Raw genomic sequence first — 25281 nt, 5'->3', positions numbered from 1 at the left:
CGGTACCTCGCACGCCCCCAGCATCTGGGGTGCGACGGGGCGCCGCGCGAGACCGCCGGCCCGCACCCGCCGCGCCACGTCTGGGGGAACACCATGTCGAAGCCGGCGCGCGCCGTGCTGTCCGTGTCCGTCGTGCTCGTCGCCGCCCTGGGCGGCCTGGCCGCACCCGCGTCCGCCGCCGAGCCCGCACCCGTGCCGCTCGGCGTCGACGAGTGCGCCGTCGACGTCAACGACCAGGGGGTCGTCGTCACCGACACCCACCTCGTCGACCGCGGCCGGGTGCTTCCGCTGCCGGGCGGGCTCACGTCCGCGGCGGCCGTCAACGACCGCGGCCAGGTCGCGGGGCTCGTCGACGGCCGCGCCGCGTTCTGGGACGGCCGGCGCCTGCACCTCATCGGCGTCGCCGACCCCGCGGACACGTTCGAGACCGTGTCCGCGGTCAGCAACCGCGGCGAGGTCGTCGGGACGTCCGGCACGTTCGGCGGCGAGCGCCACGCCTGGCGGTGGCGGCAGGGCGTCCTGACGCCGCTCGCGGGACTCGACGGGTCGACGGGGGCGAACGACGTCAACGACCACGGGCAGGTCGTGGGCGACGCCTGGAGCGGCGACACCCAGCACGCCGTGCTGTGGCAGCCGGACGGCACGCTCGTCCCGCTCGCCACGCTGGGCGACGGCACCGGCAGCAGCCTCGCCTCGGCGATCGACGTGCACGGCCGCGCGGCGGGGTACTCCTACACGTCCGCATCGACCGGCGACATGCGGGCCGTGCGCTGGGCCACGCCCACGAGCGTCCGGGACGTCTCCCCCGCCGGCCACGCGTTCGGCATCGTCGCCGACCTGAACGACCGCGGGGTCGCCGTCGGCAGCATCCTGCCGCCCGGCGCGCCGCAGCACGGCTTCGTGCAGGACTCCGCCGGACGCGTCCGGCTCGTCGCCCCGCCCGACGGAGCCGCCGCGCTCGTGCTGTCGGCCGTGAACGAGGTGGGCCTCGCCGCGGGCTGCGTGATCGACGACGACGGCGTGCACGCGATCACCTGGCGCGGCTGACCCGCCGCACGCGACGCGACCCCCGGCCCCGCACCGGCCCGCACGCGGACGCAGGACGGCCCCGAGGATCGCTCCTCGGGGCCGTCCTGGCGTAGCGGGGTGCGTCAGGCGACGCGACCGCCCGGGTTCTCCTCGTCGCCGATCTTGTGCACGACGATCGAGTTCGTCGAGCCGACGACGCCGACCGGGGCGCCCGAGACCACGACGACGTAGTCGCCGACCTCGGCCAGACCGTTCGCGCGCAGCGTGTGGTCGACCTGGCTGACCATCGTGTCGGTGCTCTCGACCGTCGGGACCTGGTACGTCTGCACGCCCCAGCTGAGCGACAGGACGTTGCGGACCGACTCGACCGGCGTGAACGCCAGCAGCGGGATCGAAGAGCGCAGGCGCGACATGCGGCGCGCCGAGTCACCCGACTGCGTGAACGTCACGAGGTACTTCACGCCGAGCGTCTCGCCGATCTCGGCGGCGGCCCGGGTGATGGCACCACCACGGGTGTGCGGGGTCGAGCCGAGCGGCGCGATGCGCTCCCGGCCGAGCTCCTCGGTCGCCTCGATGATGCGGGCCATCGTGCGGACCGTCTCGATCGGGAAGTCGCCGACGCTGGTCTCGCCGGACAGCATGACCGCGTCCGCGCCGTCGAGCACCGCGTTCGCGCAGTCCGAGGTCTCGGCACGCGTCGGGCGGGGGTTCGTCGTCATCGACTCGAGCACCTGGGTGGCGACGATGACCGGCTTGGCGTTGCGACGGGCGAGCTCGACCGCGCGCTTCTGGACCAGCGGCACCTGCTCGAGCGGCAGCTCGACGCCCAGGTCGCCGCGGGCGACCATGATGCCGTCGAACGCGGCGACGATCTCGGCCAGGTTGTCGACGGCCTGCGGCTTCTCGATCTTGGCGACGACCGGGACGACCCGGCCCTCCTCCTCCATGATCCGGCGGACGTCGTCGTAGTCCTTGGCGTTGCGCACGAAGGACAGCGCGATGATGTCGGCGCCGATCTGGATCGCCCAGCGCAGGTCGGCCTCGTCCTTGTCGCTCATCGCGGGGACGGACACCGCGACGCCCGGCAGGTTCAGGCCCTTGTTGTTCGAGACCGGGCCGGGGACCTCGACGCGCGTGATGACGTCGTTGCCCTCGACGGCCGTGACGCGCACGAGCACCTTGCCGTCGTCGATGAGGATCGGGTCGCCGGGCGAGACGTCGCCGACGAGGCCCTTGAACGTCGTCGAGACGCGCTCCTTGGTGCCCTCGATGTCGTCCGTCGTGATGGTGAACACGTCACCCACGGCGAGGTCGTGGCGGCCCTCGATGAACCGGCCGAGGCGGATCTTGGGGCCCTGGAGGTCGACGAGGACCGCGACCGAGCGGCCCGAGGCCTTCGACGCCGCGCGCACGTTGTCGTAGACGCGCTTGTGCGCGTCGGTGTCGCCGTGGCTGCGGTTGATGCGGGCGACGTCCATCCCCGCGTCGACGAGGGCCTGGATCTGCTCGGCGGACTCCGTCGCGGGTCCGATGGTGCAGACGATCTTTGCTCTACGCATGGCTCGAGCCTATGCCTTCCTGGTGGGCGTGGTCGGACCAACGTCCCGGCCCAGGCCCTCGCCCCGACCGTAGAAGACGGCAGTCCTGGGTGGGTCAGGGGCGCAGCGCCACGGTGCTCGCGGTGACCGGTGCGGGCAGCTCGCTGCCGCCCGACAGGTACCGGTCGACGGCGGCCGCCGCGGCACGTCCCTCGGCGATCGCCCACACGACGAGCGACTGGCCGCGGCCCGCGTCGCCGGCGACGTACACGCCGGGCACGGTCGTGGCGAAGTCGTCCGAGCGCGCGACGAGGCCGCGGGACGTCAGCTCGACGCCGAGCTGCTCGGTGAGCAGCGCGGTCTCCGGGCCGGTGAAGCCCATCGCGACGAGCACGAGGTCCGCCGGGATCTCCCGCTCGGTGCCGGGCGTCGGGACGCGCCGGCCGTCGGGCAGGTACTCGGTGGTCGCGAGCCGCAGCCGCGCGACGGCACCGTCCTCGCCGGGGAGGAACTCCACGGTCGAGGCGAGGTAGGCGCGCTCCCCGCCCTCCTCGTGCGAGGACGAGACCTCGAACACGATCGGGTCGGTCGGCCACGGCTGGCTCTCGGGACGGCTCTCCGGCGGGCGCTTGCCGATCGCGAGCGTCGTGACCGACGCCGCACCCTGCCGCAGCGCCGTGCCGAGGCAGTCGGAGCCCGTGTCGCCGCCGCCGATGATGACGACGTGCTTGCCGGTCGCGGTGATCTGGTCGGCCACCTCGCGGCCCGCGGCGACCGCGTTGGCCTGGTGCAGGAAGTCCATCGCGACGTGCACGCCGCCCAGCTCCTTGCCGGGGACCTGCAGCTCGCGCGGCACGGTGGCGCCGGTCGCGACGACGATCGCGTCGTAGCGCGCCTGGAGCTGCTCCCAGGTGACGTCCCGCCCGATCTCGACGCCCGGCCGGAAGCGGGTGCCCTCGGCCTCCATCTGCGCCAGCCGGCGGTCGATGTGGATCTTCTCGAGCTTGAAGTCCGGCACGCCGTAGCGCAGCAGGCCGCCGATCGCGTCGTCCCGCTCGTACACCGCGACGGTGTGGCCGGCGCGCGTGAGCTGCTGGGCGGCGGCGAGGCCCGCGGGACCCGAGCCGACGACCGCGACGGTGTGACCCGTGAGGCGCTGCGGCACCTGCGGGGTCACGTACCCGCGGTCGAACGCCTCGTCGATGATCGAGACCTCGACGTTCTTGATCGTGACCGGCGGCTGGTTGATGCCGAGCACGCAGCTCGACTCGCACGGCGCGGGGCAGATCCGCCCGGTGAACTCCGGGAAGTTGTTCGTGGCGTGCAGGCGGTCGATCGCGTCGGACCACTGCCCGCGCCACACCAGCTCGTTCCACTCGGGGATGAGGTTCCCCAGCGGGCAGCCGTTGTGGCAGAACGGGATGCCGCAGTCCATGCAGCGGCCGGCCTGCTCCTTGAGGTACGGCTGGCCCTCCTGCAGGTGGGCGTGCACGTCCTTCCAGTCGCGCAGGCGCACCTCGACCGGGCGGTTGGGCGGGAGCTCGCGCTCGCGCACCTTCAGGAAGCCGCGGGGGTCAGCCACGGGCCACCTCCAGGATCTGGTCCCACACGCCGGGGGCCGCGGGGTCGAGGCCGTCGGCCTCGGCCTGCGCGAGCGCACGACGGACGCGGGCGTACTCGGTGGGCAGCAGGCGCGTGAACCGCGCCCGGGTCGCCGCAGGGTCCTCGAGCAGCTGCGCGGCGACCGGCGAGCCGGTCTCCTGCAGGTGCGTGCGCAGCAGGCCCTCGACGAGGGCGGCGTCCTCGTCGTCGAGCGCGTCGAGCGACAGCTCGCCGCTGCGCACGGCGTCGGTGTTGACGAGCGCGGGGTCCAGGTCGAGCACGTAGGCCGTGCCGCCCGACATGCCCGCGCCGAAGTTGCGGCCCGTCCGGCCGAGCACGACGACCGTGCCGCCCGTCATGTACTCGCAGCCGTGGTCGCCCACGCCCTCGACGACCAGCGTGGCGCCCGAGTTGCGGACGCCGAAGCGCTCGCCCGTGCGGCCGCGCAGGAACACCTGGCCGGACGTCGCGCCGTAGCCGATGACGTTGCCCGCGATGACGTCGTGCTGCGACAGCACCGCGCTGCGGTCGGGGCGCACCACGACGCGTCCGCCCGACAGTCCCTTCGCGACGTAGTCGTTCGCGTCCCCGAACAGCCGCAGCGTGATGCCGCGGGGCAGGAACGCGGCGAACGACTGGCCGGCCGAGCCGGTGACCGTGACGTCGATCGTGTCGTCGGGCAGGCCCGCGCCGCCGTACCGCTTCGTGACCTCGTGGCCGAGCATCGTGCCGACCGTGCGGTTCACGTTGCGGATGGGCAGCGCGATGCGGACCGGCTCCTGCCGCTCCAGGGCGTCCTGGGCGAGGGCGATGAGCTGGTTGTCGAGCGCGCGGTCCAGGCCGTGGTCCTGCGACGTCGAGTGGTGCAGCGTCGAGCCGGCGACCGGCTCGGGCACGGCGAGCACCGGCGCCAGGTCGAGACCCTCCGCCTTCCAGTGGTCGATCGCGGCCCGCGTGTCGAGCAGCTCGACGTGGCCGACGGCCTCCTCGAGCGTGCGGAAGCCGAGACGCGCGAGCCACTCGCGCACCTCCTGCGCGATGAACTCGAAGAACGTCACGACGAACTCGGGCTTGCCCGAGAACCGGGCCCGGAGCTCGGGGTTCTGCGTCGCGACGCCGACGGGGCACGTGTCGAGGTGGCAGACGCGCATCATGACGCAGCCGGACACGACCAGCGGGGCCGTCGCGAAGCCGAACTCCTCGGCACCGAGCAGCGCGCCGACCACGACGTCCCGGCCGGTCTTGAGCTGCCCGTCGACCTGCACGACGACGCGGTCGCGCAGGTTGTTCAGCACGAGCGTCTGCTGGGTCTCGGCGAGGCCGATCTCCCACGGCGTCCCGGCGTGCTTGAGCGACGTCAGCGGGCTCGCGCCGGTGCCGCCGTCGTGGCCCGAGATGAGCACGACGTCCGAGTGCGCCTTGGCGACGCCCGCGGCGATCGTGCCCACGCCGAACTCGCTGACGAGCTTGGTGTGGATGCGCGCCGACGGGTTCGCGTTCTTCGCGTCGTGGATGAGCTGCGCGAGGTCCTCGATCGAGTAGATGTCGTGGTGCGGCGGCGGCGAGATGAGGCCCACGCCGGGCGTCGAGTGCCGCGTCTTGGCGACCCACGGGTAGACCTTGTGCCCGGGCAGCTGCCCGCCCTCGCCGGGCTTGGCGCCCTGCGCGAGCTTGATCTGGATGTCGTCCGCGTGCGTCAGGTACTCGCTCGTCACGCCGAACCGGCCCGACGCGATCTGCTTGATCGCCGAGCGACGCTCCGGGTCGTACAGGCGCTCCGGGTCCTCGCCGCCCTCGCCCGTGTTCGACTTCGCGCCGAGGCGGTTCATGGCGATCGCGAGCGTCTCGTGCGCCTCGGCGGAGATCGACCCGTACGACATCGCGCCCGTGCTGAACCGCTGGACGATCGAGCTCACCGGCTCGACCTCGTCCAGCGGGACGGGCTCGCGCACGCCCTCCTTGAACGCGAGCAGGCCGCGCAGCGTCATGAGCCGCGACGACTGCTCGTCCACGCGGTGGGTGTACTCGCGGAACACGTCCATCTGGCGCGTGCGCGTCGAGTGCTGCAGGCGGAACACCGTCTCGGGGTCGAACAGGTGGTCCTCGCCGTCACGGCGCCACTGGTACTCGCCGCCGACGGCGAGCCGCTGGTGCGGCTGACGGTTGCCGCTCGCCGGGTACGCGTCGGCGTGGCGGGCCGCGACCTCGGCCGCGATGACGTCGAGGCCGATGCCGCCGAGGCGGCTCGTGGTGCCGGTGAAGTACCGGTCGACGAGCGGCTGCGACAGGCCGATCGCCTCGAACACCTGCGCGCCCCGGTAGGAGGCGATCGTCGAGATGCCCATCTTCGACATGACCTTCAGGACGCCCTTGCCGAGCGCCTTGATGAGGTTCTTGACGGCCTTCTCGGGCGAGACGCCCGGCAGGTACCCGTTGCGGGCGAGGTCCTCGACGGACTCCATCGCGAGGTACGGGTTGACCGCGGCGGCGCCGTACCCGATGAGCAGCGCGACGTGGTGCACCTCGCGGACGTCGCCGGCCTCGACCACGAGCGAGATCTGGGTGCGCGTGTGCCGGCGCAGCGTGTGGTGGTGCACCGCGGAGAGCAGCAGCAGCGACGGGATCGGCGCGAGCTCGGCGTCCGAGTTGCGGTCCGACAGGATGAGGAAGCTCACGCCGTCGGCGACCGCCCGGTCGACCTCCGCGAAGATCTCCTCCAGGCGCGCCTCGAGGGCCGCTCCCCCGCCGGCCGCGCGGTACAGGCCGCGGATCGTCGTGGCGCGGAAGCCGAGACCCGGCTCCTTCTGGACGTGCACGATCTTGGCGAGCTGGTCGTTGTCCAGCACCGGGAACGGCAGGACGAGCTTGCGCGCGTGCGCCGGACCGTCCTCCAGCAGGTTCGGCTCGGGGCCGATCGCCCCGCCGATCGCGGTCACGAGCTCCTCGCGGATCGCGTCCAGCGGCGGGTTCGTGACCTGCGCGAACATCTGCGTGAAGTAGTCGAACAGCATGCGCGGACGGCTGGACAGCACCGCGACGGGCGTGTCCGACCCCATCGCGCCGAGCGGCTCGGCACCGGCCGCCGCCATGGGCGACAGCAGGATCTTGAGCTCCTCCTCGGTGTAGCCGAACGTCCGCTGCCGGCGGCGCACGGACGCGGCCGAGTGCGCCACGTGCTCGCGCTCGGGCAGCTGCTCGAGGTAGACCGAGTTGTCCCGGACCCACTCCGCGTACGGCCGCTGCGCCGCGAGCTGGGCCTTGATCTCGGAGTCCTCGACGATCCGGCCCTTGCCGGTGTCGACCAGGAACATCCGCCCCGGCTCGAGACGGCCCTTCGCGACGACCGTCGCCGGGTCGATGTCGAGCACGCCGGCCTCCGAGGCGCACACCACGAGGCCGTCCTCGGTGACCCAGTAGCGCCCCGGCCGCAGGCCGTTGCGGTCCTGCACCGAGCCGACCAGGGTGCCGTCCGTGAACGTCATCGCGGCGGGGCCGTCCCACGGCTCCATGAGCGTCGAGTGGTACTCGTAGAACGCGCGCCGGGCCGGGTCCATCTGGGCGTGGTTCTCCCACGCCTCCGGGATCATCATCATGACCGCGTGCGGCAGGGAGCGGCCCGACAGGTGGAGCAGCTCGAGCACCTCGTCGAAGCTGCCGGAGTCCGACCCGCCCGGGGTGCAGACCGGCAGCAGGGGCGTCAGGTCGCCGAGCGCCTCGCTCGCCAGGGTGCCCTCGCGGGCGGCCATCCAGTTGCGGTTGCCGCGCACCGTGTTGATCTCGCCGTTGTGGGCGACCAGCCGGAACGGCTGCGCGAGCGGCCACGACGGGAACGTGTTGGTCGAGAAGCGCGAGTGGACGAGCGCGATCTCGCTCGCGTAGCGCGGGTCGGACAGGTCCGCGAAGAACGGCTCGAGCTGCCCGGTGGTGAGCATGCCCTTGTACGCCAGCGTGCGGGCCGACAGCGACGCGAAGTACAGGCCCAGCTCGCGCTCGGCCCGCTTGCGCAGCCGGTACGCGCGCCGGTCGAGGTCGATCCCGGCGAGCTCGCGGGAGGGGTCGGCGACGACGAGCTGGCGGAACACCGGCATGGACGCCCGCGCCGTGGGGCCGACCAGGTCGGCCGTCACGACGACGTCGCGCCACGCGAGCACGTCGAGCTTCTCCTCGGCCGCGATCGACTCGACCGCGGCGACGACGGTGCGCTGCTCGACCTCGTCGACCGGGAGGAACGCCATGCCGATCGCGTAGAAGCCGGCCGGCGGCAGCTCCGCGTCGACGACGTCACGCAGGAACGCGTCGGGGATCTGGGTCAGGATGCCCGCGCCGTCACCGCTGTCCTCCTCGGCGCCGACGGCGCCGCGGTGGTCGAGGTTGAGCAGCGCGGTCAGGCCCGCGTCGACGATGTCACGGCCGGGGGTTCCGCGGAGCGTGGCGACGAAGGCGAAACCGCAGGCGTCGTGCTCGGCGGCGGGGTCGTACAGGCCCTGCTGCGCCGCGCCCGACGTCAGGTCGAGTGCGCCGGGGCTCACGTGCGACGTCGACATCTGCACCGTCCTCACGAGTCCCCGGGGGACCGGGGCGTTGTCGAACATGGGGGGAACGCGGGACGTCGTCGGCCCAGACGTGGGGCGACGATACAACCCGGAAACAATACGAGCCGCATCGCCACTTCGTGAGGTGGGTCACACCCGACCCGCGGTCAGCGGGCGGTCGTGGACGTGCTCTCCTCGTCGTCCTGCACGGTCGGGGGTTCCCGCAGGAGGGTCGTGTCGCGCCCTGGATGCCGGCGCCCGACCACCACGAACGCTACCAGCGCCCCGAGGCCCACGATGAGGGACGTCCAGACGTTGAGTCGCACGCCCAGGATGTCGTTCGCCGGGTCGATCCGGAGCATCTCGATCCAGAGCCGGCCCGTGGTGTAGACGACGACGTAGAGCCAGAACACGCGCCCGTACCCGAGCCGGAACCGACGGTCGGCCCACACGAGCAGCGCGGCTCCGGCGAGGTTCCACACGATCTCGTAGAGGAACGTCGGGTGGAACAGCGTCCCCGACTCGAACCCCGCGGGCAGGTGCGCGTCGTCGATCCGCAGGCCCCACGGCAGCGTCGTCGGGCCGCCGAAGAGCTCCTGGTTGAACCAGTTGCCGAGCCGGCCGATCGCCTGCGCGACGAGCAGCGCGGGCGCGAGCGCGTCGGCGAACGGGGCGAGCCGCACGCCGTTGCGCCGCGCGCCGATCCAGGCACCGACCGCGCCCAGCGCGATCGCGCCCCAGATGCCGAGCCCGCCCTCCCAGACGTACAGCGCGCGCAGCGGCTCACCGCCCTCGCCGAAGTACGCCTGCGGCGAGGAGACGACGTGGTACAGCCGGCCGCCGACGATGCCGAACGGCACCGCCCAGAACACGATGTCGAGCACCGTGTCCGGGTCGCCGCCCCGCTCGGCCCAGCGGCGTCGCGTGATGACGACGGCCACGACGATCCCGATGAGGATCGCGATCGCGTACGCGCGCACCGGGAACGGGCCCAGGTGCCAGACGCCCTGCGACGGGCTCGGGATAGCGAGCGGCAGCACGGTGCTCACCGCACGACCGACCGCACACCTGCGGCGAGGTCGGCCGTGACGCGCGCGAGCGCGTCGATGCCACGCGGCAGGTCGTCCGCGTCGACGCCCGCGACGAGCGGGCGGACGAACGCCGACCCGACGATGACGCCGTCGGCGTAGGCCGCGACCTGCGCCGCCTGCTCCGCGGTCGACACCCCGACCCCGACGCAGACGCGCGGCGCGCCGGCGGCACGGGTGTCGGCGACGAGCTGCTCGGCGCGCGCGCCGACGCTCGCGCGCTCGCCCGTCACGCCCATCGTCGAGGCCGCGTAGACGAACCCGCGCGACGCGGCGCTCGTCGACGCCAGCCGCTCGGGCGTCGAGCTGGGAGCGACGAGGAACACGCGGTCGAGACCGTGGGTGTCCGACGCGAGGACCCAGTCCTGCGCCTCGTCGGGGATGAGGTCGGGCGTGATGAGCCCGGCCCCGCCCGCGGCCGCGAGGTCACGGGCGAACGCCTCGACGCCGTAGCGCAGCACGACGTTCCAGTACGTCATGACCAGCACCGGCGCACCGCGGCCGGCGACCCGCTCGACCGCCGTGAGGGTGTCCCGCACGCGTGTGCCGCCCGCGAGGGCCGCGTCCACGGCGCGCTGGATGATCGGACCGTCCATGACGGGGTCCGTGTACGGGACGCCGAGCTCGACGACGTCGGCGCCCGCGTCGACCATCGCGTTCACCGCGTCCACCGAACCGGCGAGGCTCGGGTAGCCGACGGGCAGGTACCCGACGAGCGCCGCCCGGCCCGGCGTCGCGCCGTCCCCGTCTCGCAGGCGGTCGAGGTGCTCCCCCGTCGCCGTCCGGACGTCCACCGTGCCCACCGCCGCCTCCGTCACAGCTGCTCGTTCTCGTCGGCCAGCACGACCGGCTCGTCCTCGATGAGGCCGAACCACGCCGCGGCGGTCGCCACGTCCTTGTCGCCGCGGCCCGACAGGTTGATCAGGAGCACCGGGTCGTGGCCGTCGTCCCCGCGCCACGTCGCCGCCTCGCGGCCCAGGCTGATCGCTCCGGCGAGCGCGTGCGCCGACTCGATCGCCGGGATGATCCCCTCGGTCCGGCACAGCAGGCGGAACGCCTCCATCGCCTCGTCGTCCGTCACCGGCCGGTACTGCGCGCGGCCGATGTCGTGCAGCCACGCGTGCTCGGGGCCGACGCTCGGGTAGTCCAGCCCGGCCGAGACCGAGTGGCTCGGCAGCGTCTGGCCGTCCTCGTCCTGCAGCAGGTACGACTTGGCGCCGTGCAGCACGCCCGGCAGACCGCCCGAGAACCGCGCCGCGTGGCGGCCGCTCGAGATGCCCGCACCGCCGGCCTCGAAGCCGAACAGGCGCACGTCGGCGTCGTCGAGGAACGCGTTGAAGATGCCCATCGCGTTGGAGCCGCCGCCGACGCACGCCGCGACCGCGTCGGGCAGCCGGCCGACCTCCTCGAGGAGCTGAGCGCGGGCCTCCTCGCCGATGATCTTGTGGAAGTCGCGGACCATCTCCGGGAAGGGGTGCGGGCCCGTGACCGTGCCGAGCAGGTAGTGCGTCGTCTCGACGTTCGCGACCCAGTCGCGCAGCGCCTCGTTGATCGCGTCCTTGAGGGTGCGCGAGCCGATCGTCACCGGGACGACCTCGGCGCCGAGGAGCCGCATGCGCGCGACGTTGAGGGCCTGGCGCTGCGTGTCCTCCTCCCCCATGTAGACGACGCACTCGAGGTCGAGCAGCGCCGCTGCCGTCGCGGTCGCGACGCCGTGCTGGCCCGCGCCCGTCTCGGCGATGACGCGCGTCTTGCCCATGCGCTTCACGAGCAGCGCCTGGCCCAGCACGTTGTTGATCTTGTGCGAGCCGGTGTGGTTGAGGTCCTCGCGCTTGAGGAACACGCGCACCCCGTCGGCGACGTGCCGGGCGAACCGCGGCACCTCCGTCAGCGGGCTCGGCCGACCGGTGTACGTGCGGTGCAGACGCGCGAGCTCGCGGCCGAACGCCGGGTCGGTGAGCGCCTTGTGGTACTCGGTGTCGAGCTCGTCGAGCGCCGCGATCAACGCCTCGGGGACGAAGCGGCCGCCGAAGTCGCCGAAGTACGGGCCGGCGTGCGTGGCGAGCGGACCCGCCGCCGCACCGGGGTCGAGCGGCGCACCGGTCGGGCCGGCGCCGCGACGTGCGGTCACTGCCGCACCGCCCGCAGCGAGGGGTGGGCGCCCGCGGCGACGAGGTCCGCGACCGACTGCCGGGGGGCGTCGTCGGTCACGAGCGCCTCGCCGACGAGCACGCAGTCCGCACCGGCGCGCGCGTAGTCCATGACGTCGTGCGGCCCGCGCACGCCGGACTCGGCGATCTTCACCACGTCGGACGGGATCGAGGGCGCGACCCGGGCGAACGTCGTGCGGTCGACGTCGAGCGTCTTGAGGTTGCGGGCGTTCACGCCGATCACGCGCGCACCCGCGTCGGCGGCCCGCGCGGCCTCCTCGCTGTCGTGCACCTCGACTAGCGCCGTCATGCCGAGCGAGTGCACGCGGTCGACGAGCGACTCGAGCACCGTCTGCTCGAGCGCCGCGACGATGAGCAGCACGAGGTCGGCGCCGTGCGCCCGCGCCTCCCACACCTGGTACGGCGTGACGACGAAGTCCTTGCGCAGCACCGGGATGTCGACGCGCGCGCGGACCGCGTCGAGGTCGGCGAGCGAGCCGTTGAACCGGCGCTGCTCGGTGAGCACCGAGATCGCGGTGGCGCCGCCCTTCTCGTACTCCGCGGCGAGCGCGGCCGGGTCCGTGATCGTCGCGAGCGCGCCCTTGCTGGGGCTCGAACGCTTGACCTCGGCGATCACCGTGACCGCGTCCTCGACGCGCAGGCGGCCGATGCAGTCGACCGCCGACGGCCGCTTGGCGGCGAGCTCCTTGACGACGGCCAGCGGGACCGCCGCCTCGCGGACGGCAAGGTCCTCCCTGACGCCCGCGACGATGTCGTCCAGCACGGTCATCGAAGCCTCACCCCTTCCCCCGGTCGGCGAGCCCGCGACCGTGTCGGTTGCGGGCAGGTCTGTCCTGGTCATGGTACGGGGGCCGTCGGGTGAGGCCGACCACACGCCGGTCCGTGGACCGGCGTGCGGCGACGTCAGTAGGAGCCGGTCGAGGACGTCGCGATCGCGATCACGATCGCGACGACGTAGATCAGCACGCCGATGCCCGACAGGACGGTGCCGATCCAGCCGGTGACCACACCGGCCGTCGCCATGCCCCCGTTGTCGGCCTCGCCGGCGAGCGCCGCCTTCTTGGCCTTGTTGCCGATGATGATCGCCGCGATGCCGGAGACGAACCCGCACATCACGAGCGACGCGATGCCGAGCACCAGCGCCCACACGCCGAGGTTGTTCTTCGGGTAGGCGTACGCCGTGTACGGGTAGGGCGCGCCGTAGCCCGGCGTCCCGTACTGCTGGGGCGCGGCGCCGTACTGCTGCGGCGCGGTGCCGTACTGCGGGGCGGCCGGGTACGCGGGCGACGCGGCGCCCGGGTACTGCGGGGCGCCGGGGTACTGCTCGCCGCCCGGCGGCTGCGCGCCCGGGTACGCGGCGGGCTGCGGCGCGGCGCCCGGGTACTGCGGGGCGCCCGTCGACGGCGTCGCGCCGTAGGGCTCCGCGGGCGTCGCTCCGGCGGCCGGGTCCTCGGCCTTGCGGAACGGGTCGTCCTGCCCGGCGGGCTCGGGCTTGCGCCAGGGGTCGGACGGCTGCGGGTCGTTCGTGCTCACGGAGTGCTCCTGGGAAGGGGTTCGACGGACAGGACGGTGACGCGGGCGTGGCTCACGGCGCGAGCCACGGGGCGAGTGCCGGCACGTTGCGGGCGACGCCGAAGACGACGACCACGACGAGCAACGCCCACAGCAGCCCGGCGGGGACGGAACGCGGGCGAGGGCGACCGGCGAGGGCGCGCCAGGTCCAGACGGTCCACACGGCGACGACGAGCGGCAGCAGCGTCACCACCAGCGGGTTCATCGACCAGGCAGCCGCCAGGTCGAGGTGCGCGAGGTCGTGCACCGCACGCAGCCCGCCGCACCCGGGGCACACGAGCCCGGTGAGCAGCAGCACGGGACAGATCCCGTAGCTGCCCGCGACGTGAGGGTCGTGCAGCGCGACGACGACGCCTGCGAGCGCCGTCGTCGCCCCGACGAGCAGGGGGGTGCGTGCACGACGCACCCCGTCCGTCAGGTCAGTAGGTCGACGTGGTGCTGTAGGTGTCGAAGTACTGGTCACGGAGATCGGCGTTCGAGAGGATCACGATGAGGGCGATGAAGCCGATGACGGACAGCACGGTCGCGATCCAGCCGAGCACGACGCCCGCGGTCGCCAGGCCACCGTTGTTCGCCTCGCCTCGCGCGACGGCCTTCTTGGCGTTGGCGCCGACGATGATCGCCGGGATGCCGGTGAATAGGCCGCACAGGACGAAGCCGACCACGCCCAGCACGAGCGACCAGACGCCGAGCCCGTTCTTCGGGTACGCGGTGCCGTACTGACCCGCGTAGGGCGCGGCCGCGGGGACCGGACCCGCGCCGGGGGCCGCCGGGTAGCCGGGCGCCGACGGGTACTGCGGCGCGCTCGGGTACTGCGGCGTCGCCGGCGTCTCGCCCTTCGCGTCGTCGGGCTGCCAGCCGGGGGTCTGCGGGTCGTTCGGTGTCGACATGGGTCCTCCTGGACGTGCGGCCGGTCGGCCGGGCGTGGACGGTGGGTCGGTGCCGTGGGGTGCCGGTCGTGCGGACGAGCTGTCGCGGCGTCAGTGCGCGCCGGCGCGCCCGTCGCGGGCGACGGTGTGCGACCCGCCCTGCCCGTAGCCCAGCCCCTGCAGCACCTTGCCGAGGATCAGGGCCGCGACGGCGAGGCCGAGCCCGGCCCAGAAGAGCCAGACGAGGGCGAGCACGACACCGACGGACGCGACCAGACCGCCGATGACCACGCCGTAGGCGGTCGTCCAGCCGGCGACCGTCTTGCCGTGGTTCACGGGCGGGGTCGCCGCAGGGAGGTGGACCGTCTCGGTCCGGGTGGCGTGCTGCGCGCGGTGCGCGAGGGACTGGTCAGACATCAGGTGGTGCCCTTCGTGCGAGGTTCGGCCCCACCCTAGCGGACCCCCGACCTGCGGACACGGCGGGCTCAGGTCGGGTCGTCGCCCCGGCTGAGCGCGTCCCAGGCGCCGCGCTCGTCGACCGGCCCCTCGGCCGCCGGCGTCGCCTCGTGCCGCCGCGACGGCGCGTGCCACGTCCGCGACGTCCGCACGAGCCAGCCGGCGGACAGCACCACGGCCACGCCGACGGCGGTCGCCGCCCACGGCCACAGGGTGACCTCGACCGCGCCCACGACCCGCCCGACGCCCGTCTGCGTGGTGACGACCGGGAGCGCGGCGGCGCGCGGGTCGGCGAGGACCGCCACGGCCGACGCGCCGACGAGCACGCCCGCGGCCGCCGTCACGACCGCGACGAGCCAGCGACCGGCCCGTCCCACGAGGGCGACCGCCGCCGCGGCCGCGAGCAGCACCACGGCGGCGCCGACGATGCCCGGGGCGACCTGGGTCCCGGCCACGGGCAGCTCGACCGTGCCGCGCAGCGCCGTCGTGCCGCGCGCCGTCAGCCACGTGGGCACGGCGACCGCGCCCGTGAGGGCGGCGAGCAGCACCAGCACCGCGGCCGCCCGGCCGCGCCCCCGCCGGCCGGGCGCCGTCGCGCCGCGGTCCGGCCCGCCGGGCCCGCCGGCCGGCTGCGGCGGTCGGTCCTGCGTCATCCGCCCGCCCGGCGCAGCCGCGCCGCGACCTGCACGGCGCGCACGGCGGCCGCGGCCTTGTTCCGCGACTCGGCGTACTCGAGCGCGGGGACCGAGTCGGCGACGATCCCGCCGCCCGCCTGCACGCTCGCGCGCCCGTCGCGGATGAGCGCGGTGCGGATCGCGATGGCCATGTCCATGTCGCCCGCGAAGTCGAAGTACCCCACGGTGCCCCCGTAGATGCCGCGGCGGGCGGGTTCGATCTCGTCGATGAGCGCGATCGCGCGCGGCTTCGGCGCACCCGACAGGGTGCCCGCGGGGAACGTCGCGACGAGGGTCTGGAGCGCGGTCGCCCCCGCCCGCAGGCGCCCGACGACGGTCGAGGTGATGTGCATGATGTGCGAGTACCGCTTGACGGCCATGAGCTCGACGACCTCGACGCTCGACGGCTCGCACACCTTGACGAGGTCGTTGCGCGACAGGTCGACGAGCATGATGTGCTCGGCGCGCTCCTTGGGGTCGGCGAGCACCTCGTCCTGCAGCGCACGATCCTCCTCCGGCGTCGCCCCGCGGGGACGTGAGCCGGCGATGGGGAACGTGACGACGTGCCCGTCGGTGACCTTGACGAGCGTCTCCGGGCTCGAGCCGACGACCGCGAAGTCGCGCCCGTCGGCGTCCTGCAGCTGCAGGTAGTACATGTACGGGCTCGGGTTGATGGTGCGCAGCACCCGGTACACGTCGAGCGGCTCGGCCGGGCAGTCGAGGTCGAGCCGCTGGGACAGCACGACCTGGAACACCTCGCCGTCCCGGATCGCCTCCTGGCCGATCCGCACGGACTGCTCGAACTCCTCGCGGGTGGAGCGGAACTCGAGCTCGGGCTCCGGCTCGTCGGCCAGCAGCGCGACACCGGGCGCGACGGGGTGCAGCAGGGCCTCCTGCATCGCGTCGAGCCGGGCCACGGCGTCCGCGTGCGCCTCGTCGACGCGCGCGTCGGTGTCGTCGAAGTTGATCGCGTTCGCCACGAGCCACACCGACCCGTCGTGGTGGTCGACGACGGCGAGGTCCGTGGCGAGCAGCAGCGTGAGCTCGGGGACGCCGAGCTCCTCCGGCGCCTTCGCGGGCAGCGTCGGCTCCCAGTGCCGCACGACGTCCCACCCGAGCGCGCCGACCAGGCCGCCGGTCAGCGGCGGCAGCCCGGCGATCGCGGGCGTGCGCAGGACGTCGAGCGTCGCACCGAGCACGTCGAGCGCGTCGCCCGTGGTCGGGACGCCGACGGGGACGTCACCGACCCAGACCGGCTCGCCGTCGCGCACCGTGAGCGTCGCGCGCGAGCGCACGCCGACGAACGACCAGCGGCTCCACGTGCCGTCGGACTCCGCGGACTCCAGCACGAACGTGCCGGGGCGGCCCGCGGCGAGCGAGCGGTACAGGCCCACGGGCGTCACGTCGTCGGCGAGGAGCCGCCGCACGACCGGGATGACGCGCCGGTCCGCGGCCAGCGTCCGGAAGGTGCCGAGCGACGGCCACGTGCCGCCCCAGGGGACGTCCGCGGTGACGGCGTCGGCGGGGACGGTGGGGGCGGTCATGCGGGACCTCCGGCGGTGGACGGGTCGGGACGGTGGCCGACGACGGCCGGCACGGGGCCGCCCGCCTCGAAGCACGTGCGGGTTCCGGTGTGGCAGGCGGCGCCGACCTGGTCGACCTCGACGAGGAGCGCGTCGCCGTCGCAGTCCAGGCTCACGGCCTTGACGTACTGCGCGTGGCCGGACGTGTCGCCCTTGCGCCAGTACTCCTGCCGTGAGCGGCTCCAGAACGTGACGCGACCGCTCGTGAGCGTGCGGTGCAGGGCCTCGTCGTCCATCCAGCCGACCATGAGGACCTCGCGCGTGTCGTGCTGCTGCACGACGGCGGCGACGAGCCCGTGCGCGTCGCGACGCAGGCGGTCGGCGACGTCGGGGGCGAGGCCCGTGCGGGCGGTGGCGGGGCTGGTCTCGGGCACGCCCTGATCCTGCCACGGTGCCGTGGCGGCGACGGGGGCCGTCCGCGGAGCCCGCCCGGGCCGCGTCGCCCGTGCCCCGCCGCCCGGGGCGTCGGCGCGTCCACCCCGCCCGCGGGTCAGCGCGTCTGGCTCACCCACGCGGCGTGCATGGCCGCGTACGTCCCACCCGCGGCCACGAGCCGCGCGTGCGGGCCCGTCTCGACGACCCGGCCCGCGTCGACGACGACCACGAGGTCCGCGGCCTCGGCGGTCGACAGCCGGTGCGCGATGGTCAGGGTCGTCCGGCCCGCGGTGAGCTCCTCGAGCGCACGCACGAGCCGCACCTCGGTCGCGGGGTCGACCGCGCTGGTCGCCTCGTCGAGCAGCAGCAGGTCGGGGTCCGCCAGGTAGGCGCGGGCGAGGGCCACGAGCTGCCGCTCGCCGGCCGACAACGACTCGCCGCGCTGCCCGACGTCGGTCGCCAGGCCCGCGGCGAGCTCGTCGACCCACGGGCCGAGCCCGAGCGCGTCGACCGCGGCGCGCACGCGGGGGTCGTGCGGGTCGGGCGTCGCACCGTCGGCGGTCCGCAGCCCGTAGGCGACGTTCTCGGCGACCGTCCCGTCGAAGAGGAACCCCTCCTGCGGCACCAGCACGACACGCGCGCGCAGGTCCGCGGCCCGCAGGTCGCGCACGTCCGTGCCGTCGAGCAGCACCTGGCCCGAGTCCGGGTCGACGAGGCGCGCGACGAGCCGGGCGATCGTCGTCTTGCCGGACCCGGTCGCGCCGACCACCGCGACCGACGCGCCCGCGGGCACGTGCAGGTCGACGTCGTGCAGCACGCGTCGCCCCTCGGGGTAGGCGAAGCCGACGCCGCGCAGCTCGACCGCCGCGGGGCCACGCGAGCTCGCCCTGCCCCGCTCCCCCGGGTCGGCGACCGCGACGGGGGTCTCCAGGACGCCCAGCACGCGGCGCCAGCCCGCGACCGCGTTCTGCAGCTCGTTGAGGATCTCCGTGGCCATCTGCACGGGCCCGGTGAACAGCTGCACGAGGAACAGGAACGCGAGCAGCCGCCCGACCGTCAGGTCGCCCCGCACGCCGAGGAACGTGCCGACGACCACCACGAGCGCGAGCACGACGTTCGCGACGAGCACGCCGCTCGAGAACACCACCGAGACGAGGTTCTGCGCGCGGACCATCGCACGCCACGTCGCACGGACCGCGGCGTCGACACGGCGCTGCGTGCGCGCCGCCGCACCGTAGGCGCGGATGGTCTCCGCCCCGACGACCGCCTCGGAGACCGCGCCGAGCATCGCGCCGTACCGCTCCCGCACGGCCGAGTACCGGCCGTTCACGCGCCGCTGCAGGGGCTGCAGCACGAGCAGGAGCGGGACGAACCCGAGCCACACGACGAGCGTGAGCTGCCAGGAGTAGACCGCCATGAGGACGGTCGCGACCACGATCTGCAGCAGCGAGACGAGCAGCATGATGCCGCCCCACTGCACGAACATCGAGATGGTGTCGACGTCCGAGGTCACGCGGGAGACCAGCGAGCCGCGTCGCTCGGTGTGCTGCGTGAGCACGGACAGGTCGTGCACGTGCCGGAACGCGCGCGTGCGCAGCGCGAGCAGGCCGTCCTCGCTCGAGCGGAACAGGCGCACGTTGACGAGGGCCGAGCAGACCGCGGCGCCGACCAGCCCGAGCGCCGCGGCGCCCGTGAGCAGCAGCACCCGGTCCACGTCGGGACCGCCCGCCGCGAGGATCCCCGTGTCGACGGTCTGCTGCACCGTGACGGGGACCAGCACCTTGCCGAGCGCGGCGAGCACCGCGAGGAGCAGCGTGACGCGCCAGCCGCGCAGCAGCTGCGGCGAGACCTCGACGCCGCGGCGCAGCGTCGCCAGGACACCGAGCGTGCTCGCGGGAGCCATCCGGTGGCTCGGCGCGCCGCCCGGGCGTGCGTCGTCGGCGGTCGCGGCGCTCATCGGACCTCCCCGGCCGCCGGCACGGCGGCCCGCTCGTCGTCCTCGGCGTCCGCGGCGCGGCGCGCCGACTCCTGCTCGTACGCGGTCGCGAGCGCGCGGTAGCCGGGGTCGCGAGCGAGCAGCTCGGCGTGCGTGCCGCGGTCGACGACCCGGCCCTGCTCGACGTGCACGACCTCGTCGGCGAGCAGCACGGAGGACATGCGATAGGCGACGAGCAGCACCGTCGGCGCGCCGCCGGACGGGCCGTCGCCGCCGCGCAGGCCGCGCAGGATCGCCTGCTCGACGCGCGGGTCGACGGCCGACGTCGCGTCGTCCAGCACGAGGACGCGCGGCTCGCGCACGAGTGCCCGGGCGAGCGCGAGCCGTTGCCGCTGCCCGCCGGACAGGTTCGCGCCGCGCTCGCCCAGGGGCGCGTCGAGGCCCCCGGGCAGCGCGCGCACGACGTCGTCCGCACGGGCCGCGCGCAGCGCCGCCCACACGGCGTCGTCGTCCGGGACGTCGCCGTCCTGCGCGTCGGCGAGCGTGACGTTGGCCCGCACGGTGTCCTCGAACACGAACGTCGTCTGCGACACGAGCGCCACGTGCCGCGTGAGGTCGGCCGGGTCCAGGTCGCGCACGTCGACCCCGTCGAGGAGCACCTCGCCCGTCGTCGGGTCGCTGAGGCGCGCGACGAGCTGCACGAGCGTCGTCTTGCCCGCGCCCGTGGGACCGACGACCGCGACGACGCGGCCCGGTGCGACGTCGAGGTCGACGTCGCGCAGCAGCTCGACGGACCCGTGCGGCCCGGGGACCGTCAGGCCGACGCCACGCAGCTCCACGCGCGCGCCACGGCCGTGCGGCGTCCAGCGCACCGAGCCCCCGGGCAGCGCGCCGCGCGCGTCGACGACCCGCGCGATGCGGTCCCACCCCACGAGGGCCCGAGGGATCTCGCCCAGCACCCAGCCGAAGGCCCGCACCGGGATGGTGAGCAGCGTCAGCAGGTACGCCGCGGCGACCACGTCGCCGGTCCCGATGTGCCCGGCGCGCACCTGCACCGCGCCGACCACCAGGACGAGCAGCGTGCCGAGGTTGGGCAGGAGGTCGATCACCGGGTCGAAGAAGGCGCGCACCTGACCCACGCGCACGTTCGCGTCACGCAGCGCGTGCGCGCGCTCCGCGAAGCGCGCCGCCTCGCGCTCCTCCGTGCCGAGCGACTTCACCAGCAGCGCGGCCTCGAAGCTCTCGTGGGCGACGTCCGCGACGCCCGCCCGCAGCTCCTGCGCGTGGCCCACGGCGGGTGCCATCCGGCGCTGGAACACGAGGTTCGCGACGAGCGCGAGCGGCACCACGACGAGGGCGGCGAGCGCGAGCCACACGTCCGTGCGCAGCAGCCCGACGGTCGCGACCACGAGCATGACGACGACGCCCAGCGCGAAGGGCAGCGGGTTGAAGACACCGGTCGCGGCCTCGACGTCGGCGCTCGCGTTCGACAGCAGCTGGCCCGTCGGGTGGCGGCGGTGCCAGGACATCGGCAGCCGCAGGTACTGCCGGGTCACGCGCGTGCGGTGGTCGGCCTGGATGCTCGCGAAGCCCATGCCGGCGAAGATCCGGCGGCCGGCGACCGACGCGGCGAGCGTCACCGCGACGAGCACGAGGACGAGACCGGCGACCCAGATGCGCCCGCGCGCCTCCGCGGAGCCGCCCAGCGCGGGGACGACGACGTCGTCGGTCACGGTGCCGAGGACGCGGCTCACCGCGACCGTCGCGAGGCCGTGGACGGCGGCGGTCCCGATCGCGGCGACGTACGTCCACGGGTGCGCCGCCATCCCGCGGGCCACGACCTGGACGGCGCGGCGCGGGGCCGATCCGGACAACGTCATCGGCCGCGACGAGGGGGCTCGCGAGCGCACGCCAGTGCCTTCCGGGAGGGGACGGGGAGAGCGGTCATCGTCTCACGCGCCGCCCACGACGGTGGTCCCGGCGTCCGCGGCGAGCCGCTCGTCACGTGCGGCGACGCACCGCGTGCGACCATGCGGGGATGACGTGGCACGAGGTGGGGCGCGCGGGGCTGGCGGACGCGTTGCGGGCGGTCCCGCCCGACGCCCCGACGCTCTGCGAGGGCTGGCAGGCCCGGCACCTCGCGGCGCACGTCGTGCTGCGTGAGCACTCGCTGACCGTCGGTGCCGGGCTCGCGGTCCCCGCCCTCGCGGCGCGTGCCGAGGACGCGATCGCGCGGCTCGCGGACATGGCGACGACCGAGGGCGGCTACCGCGACCTGGTCGCGCGCGTCGCGGCGCCGCCGCCCGCGTGGCACCCGATGTCGTGGGCCGGTGACCTGGCGAACGTCGTCGAGTTCTTCGTGCACACCGAGGACGTGCGCCGCGGTGGCGGCCCCACGCCCCCGAGGACCCTGGACCCGGGTCTGGCCGACGTCCTGTGGCGGCACCTCGTCGGCGCCGGCGGCCTGCGGCTGCGCCGCTCGCCCGTCGGGGTCGTCCTGGTCCGCGACGACGGGGTCCGGCGGCACCTGCGTCGCGCGCGCGACGGGTTCGGCACGGTCGTGGTGCGTGGCGCCGTCGGCGAGCTCGTGCTGTTCGCGTTCGGCCGCGGTGCCGCGGCGGACGTCACGCTCGCCGGCGACCCGCAGGACGTGGAGACGCTCACGGAGCGCCTGCCCGTCTGACGCCGGGCGCGTCGCACGACGGCCCCGGGGCGGCCCGGGACGCGGTCGCCGCACGGGTCAGCGGACGACGACCCCCGCCGCGCGCAGCGCGTCCTTGACGTCCCGGACGGTCAGCTGGCCGAAGTGGAAGACGCTCGCGGCGAGCACCGCGTCCGCACCGGCCCGAGCGGCGTCGACGAAGTGCTCGACGGTCCCCGCACCACCGCTCGCGACGAGCGGGACCCGCACCGCGGACCGCACGTCGCGGATCATCTCCAGGTCGAAGCCCGCCTCGGTGCCGTCGGCGTCCATGGAGTTGAGCAGCACCTCGCCCGCGCCCAGCTCGGCCGCGCGCGCGGCCCACGCCACGGCGTCCAGGCCCGTCCCGCGCTTGCCGCCGTGCGTCGTGACCTCGTAGCCCGACTCGGTGCGGACGTCGCCGGTGACGCGGCGCGCGTCGATCGAGATCGTGAGCACCTGGCTGCCGAAGCGGTGCGCGATCTCCTCGATGAGCTCGGGCCGGGCGATGGCGGCCGTGTTGACGCCGACCTTGTCCGCACCGGCCCGCAGGAGCCGGTCGACGTCCTGCGTCGAGCGCACTCCCCCGCCGACCGTGAGCGGGACGAAGACCTCCTCGGCGGTGCGCCGCACGACCTCGACGGTGGTGTCGCGGCCGCTCGACGACGCCGACACGTCGAGGAACGTGACCTCGTCGGCCCCCTCGGCGTCGTACCGGCGCGCGAGCTCGACGGGGTCGCCCGCGTCCCGCAGGTTCTCGAAGTTGACGCCCTTGACGACCCGGCCGCCGTCGACGTCGAGGCACGGGATGACGCGCAGCGCCACGGTCATGAGGACCCTCCGTCGGGTGATCCGGTGGCGAGGATGTCGACGACGAACACGACGGTCTGCCCGGCGAGCTCCTCGCTCTCGGTGACGCCGAGCGCGTACGTCGGCGGGACGACGAGCATGACCTGGCTGCCGACGGGCTGGTCGACGAGCCCCTCGGCCCACGCGGGCACGTCCTGCAGCGCGAACGACACGGGCAGCCCGCGGCTCCACGTCGAGTCGAACGACGCGCCGGTCGTCCAGACGAAGCCCTCGTACTGGACGGTGATGACGTCCTGCGCCGCGACCTGCGGGCCGGCCCCGCGCAGCAGCGGCTGCACGACGAGGCGGTCGGGGGGCTCCGTGCCCGTCGGGGTCATCGTCGGCATGCCCGCGGCGTCCAGCGTGACGGGCGGCAGGTCGGCCGCGGGCGGGACGGGGCTGCCGTCGGCGCGCGTCGGCAGCACGTCGAGCACGGTGACCGTGGGGTAGCCGGCGGCGCCCGAGCTGCGGCCGGGGCTGACCTGCAGGACGCGCGCCCCGACCCGCTGGTCGCGCAGCGTCTCGTACAGGTCGGTGCCGAGGTCCTCGGCGGTCAGCAGCCGTGGCGTCGGCGTCGAGGAGAAGCTCTCGTCGACGAGCGAGGCGTCCGTGCCGTTCTCCAGCCAGAAGTCGATGAGGACGGGACCGCCCTCGACGAGCTCGGCCCCCGTGCCGGGCCAGATCTGCTCGCGGTACGTCGAGTCGACGTCGAGCGGTGTGACGTAGGTCAGCGTCGGTGCCTCGTCGACCTCGCCGGTGACCGTGATCTCGGGCGGTGCCGTCGGTGCGGCCGTGCAGCCCGCGAGCACGGCGACCGCCACGACCGCGGCCGAGGCCGCGTCCCGCAGTCGTCGCACGTCGGTCCTTCCTCGTCGCCTCACCCGGCCTCCCGCCGAGCAGGGGACACTGTACGGCGCGGCCCTGGGCGCGGGGCCGCGCCGTCCGTCACATCGACTCGATGAGACGGTCGACGCGCTCGTCGACGCTGCGGAAGGGGTCCTTGCAGAGCACCGTGCGCTGCGCCTGGTCGTTGAGCTTGAGGTGCACCCAGTCGACCGTGTAGTCGCGCCGGGCCTCCTGCGCGGCGCGCACGAAGTCGCCGCGCAGCTTCGCGCGCGTCGTCTGCGGCGGGACGGCGGTCGCCTCGAAGATCTCGAGGTCGCTCGTGACGCGCTCGACGAGCCCCTTCGCCGCGAGGAGGTTGTACAGGCCCTCGGTGCGCGAGATGTCGTGGTACGCCAGGTCGAGGCGCTGCACGCGCACGTCGGACAGCTCGAGGCCGTGCTTGGCGCGGTACCGCTCGATGAGCTGGTACTTGATGACCCAGTCGAGCTCGCGCTCGACGAGCGACAGGTCACCCGTGCGCAGCGCGCGCAGGCCCCGCTCCCACAGGTCGAGGACCTGCTTGGTCTCCGGCGTGGGCCCGCCCTCCGACGTCACGAACTCCGTGACGCGTGCGAGGTACTCCTCCTGCAGGTCCAGGGCCGTGACCGTGCGGCCGTTCGCGAGCACCACCGGGTGCTGCCCGGTGACGTCGTGGCTGATCTCACGGATCGCGCGGATCGGGTTCTCGAGCGTCATCTCCCGCAGCGGGACGCCCGCCTCGATCATCCGCAGGATGAGGTCGGTCGCGCCGACCTTGAGCATCGTCGTGGTCTCCGACATCGAGGAGTCGCCCACGATGACGTGCAGGCGCCGGTAGTGCTCGGCGTCGGCGTGCGGCTCGTCGCGCGTGTTGATGATGGGCCGCGACCGCGTGGTCGCGCTCGACACGGCCTCCCAGATGTGGTCGGCGCGCTGCGAGAGGCAGAACACGGCCCCGCGCGGCGTGCTCAGCACCTTGCCCGCGCCCGTGAGCACCTGGCGCGTGATGAGGAAGGGCACGAGCACGTCCGACAGCCGCGCGAAGTCGCCCTGCCGGCGCACGAGGTAGTTCTCGTGGCAGCCGTAGGAGTTGCCGGCGGAGTCGGTGTTGTTCTTGAACAGGTGGATGCGTCCCGGCAGGCCCTCGTGCTCCAGCCGCTGCTGCGCGTCCGCGACGAGGCCCTCGAGGATCCGCTCGCCCGCGCGGTCGTGCGCGACGAGCTGACGGACGTCGTCGCACTCCGCGGTCGCGTACTCGGGGTGCGAGCCGACGTCGAGGTACAGGCGCGAGCCGTTGCGCAGGAACACGTTCGACGAGCGCCCCCACGCGACGACCTTGCGGAACAGGTAGCGCGCGACCTCGTCCGCGGACAGCCCGCGGCCGTCCTGCGCGGCGCACGTGACGCCGTACTCGGTCTCGAGGCCGAAGATCCGTCGGTCCATTCGTGCTCCCCTCCTCCGGC

At 74.3% G+C, this 25281-nt stretch carries 21 protein-coding genes; 2 read left to right on the top strand and 19 right to left on the bottom strand.

Translation table 11 applies throughout. The features are described from left to right. The first annotated feature begins 93 nt into the window (after window positions 1-93). Window positions 94-1047 carry an HAF family extracellular repeat-containing protein gene (locus tag CELF_RS09165; protein ID WP_013770970.1) on the top strand — a complete coding sequence of 318 codons (954 nt, stop codon included), beginning with the start codon at window positions 94-96 and terminating at the stop codon, window positions 1045-1047. A gap of 104 nt (window positions 1048-1151) precedes the next feature. On the opposite strand, the gene pyk is transcribed toward CELF_RS09165, so the two are convergent. The 16 genes from pyk to CELF_RS09085 form a co-directional block, all read right to left on the bottom strand. Further along, on the bottom strand, window positions 1152-2588 hold the full coding sequence (gene pyk / locus CELF_RS09160; RefSeq protein ID WP_013770969.1) for a pyruvate kinase: 1437 nt from the start codon (window positions 2586-2588) through the stop codon (window positions 1152-1154). 94 nt (window positions 2589-2682) lie between these two features. Beyond that, a complete protein-coding gene (locus CELF_RS09155; protein ID WP_013770968.1) occupies window positions 2683-4149 on the bottom strand; it encodes a glutamate synthase subunit beta in 1467 nt (488 codons plus the stop codon). Continuing rightward, entirely contained in the window at window positions 4142-8713 is a 4572-nt protein-coding gene (gene gltB, locus CELF_RS09150) for a glutamate synthase large subunit (protein ID WP_049791554.1), read from the bottom strand. Before gltB ends, CELF_RS09155 begins: the two co-directional genes overlap by 8 nt. A gap of 155 nt (window positions 8714-8868) precedes the next feature. Then, entirely contained in the window at window positions 8869-9750 is an 882-nt protein-coding gene (gene lgt / locus CELF_RS09145; protein WP_013770966.1) for a prolipoprotein diacylglyceryl transferase, read from the bottom strand. After that, the gene (gene trpA / locus CELF_RS09140) at window positions 9747-10592 is read right to left on the bottom strand and encodes a tryptophan synthase subunit alpha (RefSeq protein WP_013770965.1); all 846 of its coding nucleotides are present in this window, start codon (window positions 10590-10592) and stop codon (window positions 9747-9749) included. The genes lgt and trpA overlap by 4 nt, the downstream gene beginning before the upstream one ends. Window positions 10593-10603: 11 nt before the next feature. Next, entirely contained in the window at window positions 10604-11920 is a 1317-nt protein-coding gene (trpB, locus tag CELF_RS09135) for a tryptophan synthase subunit beta (RefSeq protein ID WP_013770964.1), read from the bottom strand. Continuing rightward, window positions 11917-12729: an indole-3-glycerol phosphate synthase TrpC gene (gene trpC, locus CELF_RS09130; protein WP_013770963.1), complete on the bottom strand. Its 813-nt coding sequence runs from the start codon at window positions 12727-12729 to the stop codon at window positions 11917-11919. Before trpC ends, trpB begins: the two co-directional genes overlap by 4 nt. 134 nt (window positions 12730-12863) lie before the next feature. Then, complete coding sequence (locus CELF_RS19485; protein ID WP_013770962.1) at window positions 12864-13493, bottom strand: DUF4190 domain-containing protein; 630 nt, start codon at window positions 13491-13493, stop codon at window positions 12864-12866. A gap of 52 nt (window positions 13494-13545) precedes the next feature. Then, window positions 13546-13938 carry a DUF2752 domain-containing protein gene (locus CELF_RS09120; RefSeq protein WP_013770961.1) on the bottom strand — a complete coding sequence of 131 codons (393 nt, stop codon included), beginning with the start codon at window positions 13936-13938 and terminating at the stop codon, window positions 13546-13548. 13 nt (window positions 13939-13951) lie between these two features. Then, window positions 13952-14422, bottom strand: a complete 471-nt coding sequence (locus CELF_RS09115; RefSeq protein ID WP_013770960.1) for a DUF4190 domain-containing protein — start codon at window positions 14420-14422, stop codon at window positions 13952-13954. A 90-nt stretch (window positions 14423-14512) separates the two neighbouring features. Further along, complete coding sequence (locus tag CELF_RS09110; RefSeq protein WP_013770959.1) at window positions 14513-14818, bottom strand: HGxxPAAW family protein; 306 nt, start codon at window positions 14816-14818, stop codon at window positions 14513-14515. A gap of 68 nt (window positions 14819-14886) precedes the next feature. Further along, entirely contained in the window at window positions 14887-15510 is a 624-nt protein-coding gene (locus tag CELF_RS09105; protein ID WP_013770958.1) for a Trp biosynthesis-associated membrane protein, read from the bottom strand. After that, the gene (locus CELF_RS09100) at window positions 15507-17075 is read right to left on the bottom strand and encodes an anthranilate synthase component I (RefSeq protein ID WP_013770957.1); all 1569 of its coding nucleotides are present in this window, start codon (window positions 17073-17075) and stop codon (window positions 15507-15509) included. Before CELF_RS09100 ends, CELF_RS09105 begins: the two co-directional genes overlap by 4 nt. Next, window positions 17072-17488 carry a phosphoribosyl-AMP cyclohydrolase gene (hisI, locus tag CELF_RS09095; protein WP_013770956.1) on the bottom strand — a complete coding sequence of 139 codons (417 nt, stop codon included), beginning with the start codon at window positions 17486-17488 and terminating at the stop codon, window positions 17072-17074. The genes CELF_RS09100 and hisI overlap by 4 nt, the downstream gene beginning before the upstream one ends. Window positions 17489-17604: 116 nt before the next feature. Continuing rightward, the gene (locus CELF_RS09090) at window positions 17605-19446 is read right to left on the bottom strand and encodes an ABC transporter ATP-binding protein (RefSeq protein WP_013770955.1); all 1842 of its coding nucleotides are present in this window, start codon (window positions 19444-19446) and stop codon (window positions 17605-17607) included. Next, on the bottom strand, window positions 19443-21305 hold the full coding sequence (locus CELF_RS09085; RefSeq protein ID WP_013770954.1) for an ABC transporter ATP-binding protein: 1863 nt from the start codon (window positions 21303-21305) through the stop codon (window positions 19443-19445). The genes CELF_RS09090 and CELF_RS09085 overlap by 4 nt, the downstream gene beginning before the upstream one ends. 158 nt (window positions 21306-21463) lie before the next feature. On the opposite strand from CELF_RS09085, the gene CELF_RS09080 reads away from it, so the two are divergent. After that, window positions 21464-22108 carry a TIGR03085 family metal-binding protein gene (locus CELF_RS09080; RefSeq protein ID WP_013770953.1) on the top strand — a complete coding sequence of 215 codons (645 nt, stop codon included), beginning with the start codon at window positions 21464-21466 and terminating at the stop codon, window positions 22106-22108. Window positions 22109-22165: 57 nt separating this feature from the next. Here the strand turns inward: CELF_RS09080 and hisF are convergent, their stop codons facing one another. The 3 genes from hisF to pafA all read right to left on the bottom strand — a co-directional run bounded on the left by hisF (window position 22166) and on the right by pafA (window position 25261). Then, window positions 22166-22936, bottom strand: a complete 771-nt coding sequence (gene hisF, locus CELF_RS09075) for an imidazole glycerol phosphate synthase subunit HisF (RefSeq protein ID WP_013770952.1) — start codon at window positions 22934-22936, stop codon at window positions 22166-22168. Next, on the bottom strand, window positions 22933-23811 hold the full coding sequence (locus tag CELF_RS09070; protein WP_013770951.1) for an FKBP-type peptidyl-prolyl cis-trans isomerase: 879 nt from the start codon (window positions 23809-23811) through the stop codon (window positions 22933-22935). Before CELF_RS09070 ends, hisF begins: the two co-directional genes overlap by 4 nt. 88 nt (window positions 23812-23899) lie before the next feature. Further along, window positions 23900-25261 (bottom strand): Pup--protein ligase, encoded by a 1362-nt coding sequence (pafA, locus tag CELF_RS09065; protein ID WP_013770950.1) that lies wholly within the window; start codon window positions 25259-25261, stop codon window positions 23900-23902. Window positions 25262-25281 lie beyond the last annotated feature (20 nt).

This window comes from Cellulomonas fimi ATCC 484, assembly GCF_000212695.1.
In the GTDB taxonomy this organism is placed as follows: Bacteria; Actinomycetota; Actinomycetes; order Actinomycetales; family Cellulomonadaceae; genus Cellulomonas; species Cellulomonas fimi.
The sequence above is the reverse complement of the archived record's forward strand: the minus strand, read 5'-3'. Positions and strand labels throughout refer to the sequence as shown.

Coding starts and splice junctions, on each gene's coding strand:
- CELF_RS09090 (WP_013770955.1), bottom strand. CDS start 19,446: ATGAGCGCCGCGACCGCCGACGACGCACGCCCGGGCGGCGCGCCGAGC.
- CELF_RS09080 (WP_013770953.1), top strand. CDS start 21,464: ATGACGTGGCACGAGGTGGGGCGCGCGGGGCTGGCGGACGCGTTGCGG.
- CELF_RS09105 (WP_013770958.1), bottom strand. CDS start 15,510: ATGACGCAGGACCGACCGCCGCAGCCGGCCGGCGGGCCCGGCGGGCCG.
- CELF_RS09165 (WP_013770970.1), top strand. CDS start 94: ATGTCGAAGCCGGCGCGCGCCGTGCTGTCCGTGTCCGTCGTGCTCGTC.
- CELF_RS09100 (WP_013770957.1), bottom strand. CDS start 17,075: ATGACCGCCCCCACCGTCCCCGCCGACGCCGTCACCGCGGACGTCCCC.
- CELF_RS09115 (WP_013770960.1), bottom strand. CDS start 14,422: ATGTCGACACCGAACGACCCGCAGACCCCCGGCTGGCAGCCCGACGAC.
- trpC (WP_013770963.1), bottom strand. CDS start 12,729: ATGACCGTGCTGGACGACATCGTCGCGGGCGTCAGGGAGGACCTTGCC.
- pafA (WP_013770950.1), bottom strand. CDS start 25,261: ATGGACCGACGGATCTTCGGCCTCGAGACCGAGTACGGCGTCACGTGC.
- hisF (WP_013770952.1), bottom strand. CDS start 22,936: ATGACCGTGGCGCTGCGCGTCATCCCGTGCCTCGACGTCGACGGCGGC.
- gltB (WP_049791554.1), bottom strand. CDS start 8,713: ATGTCGACGTCGCACGTGAGCCCCGGCGCACTCGACCTGACGTCGGGC.
- CELF_RS09085 (WP_013770954.1), bottom strand. CDS start 21,305: ATGACGTTGTCCGGATCGGCCCCGCGCCGCGCCGTCCAGGTCGTGGCC.
- CELF_RS09110 (WP_013770959.1), bottom strand. CDS start 14,818: ATGTCTGACCAGTCCCTCGCGCACCGCGCGCAGCACGCCACCCGGACC.
- pyk (WP_013770969.1), bottom strand. CDS start 2,588: ATGCGTAGAGCAAAGATCGTCTGCACCATCGGACCCGCGACGGAGTCC.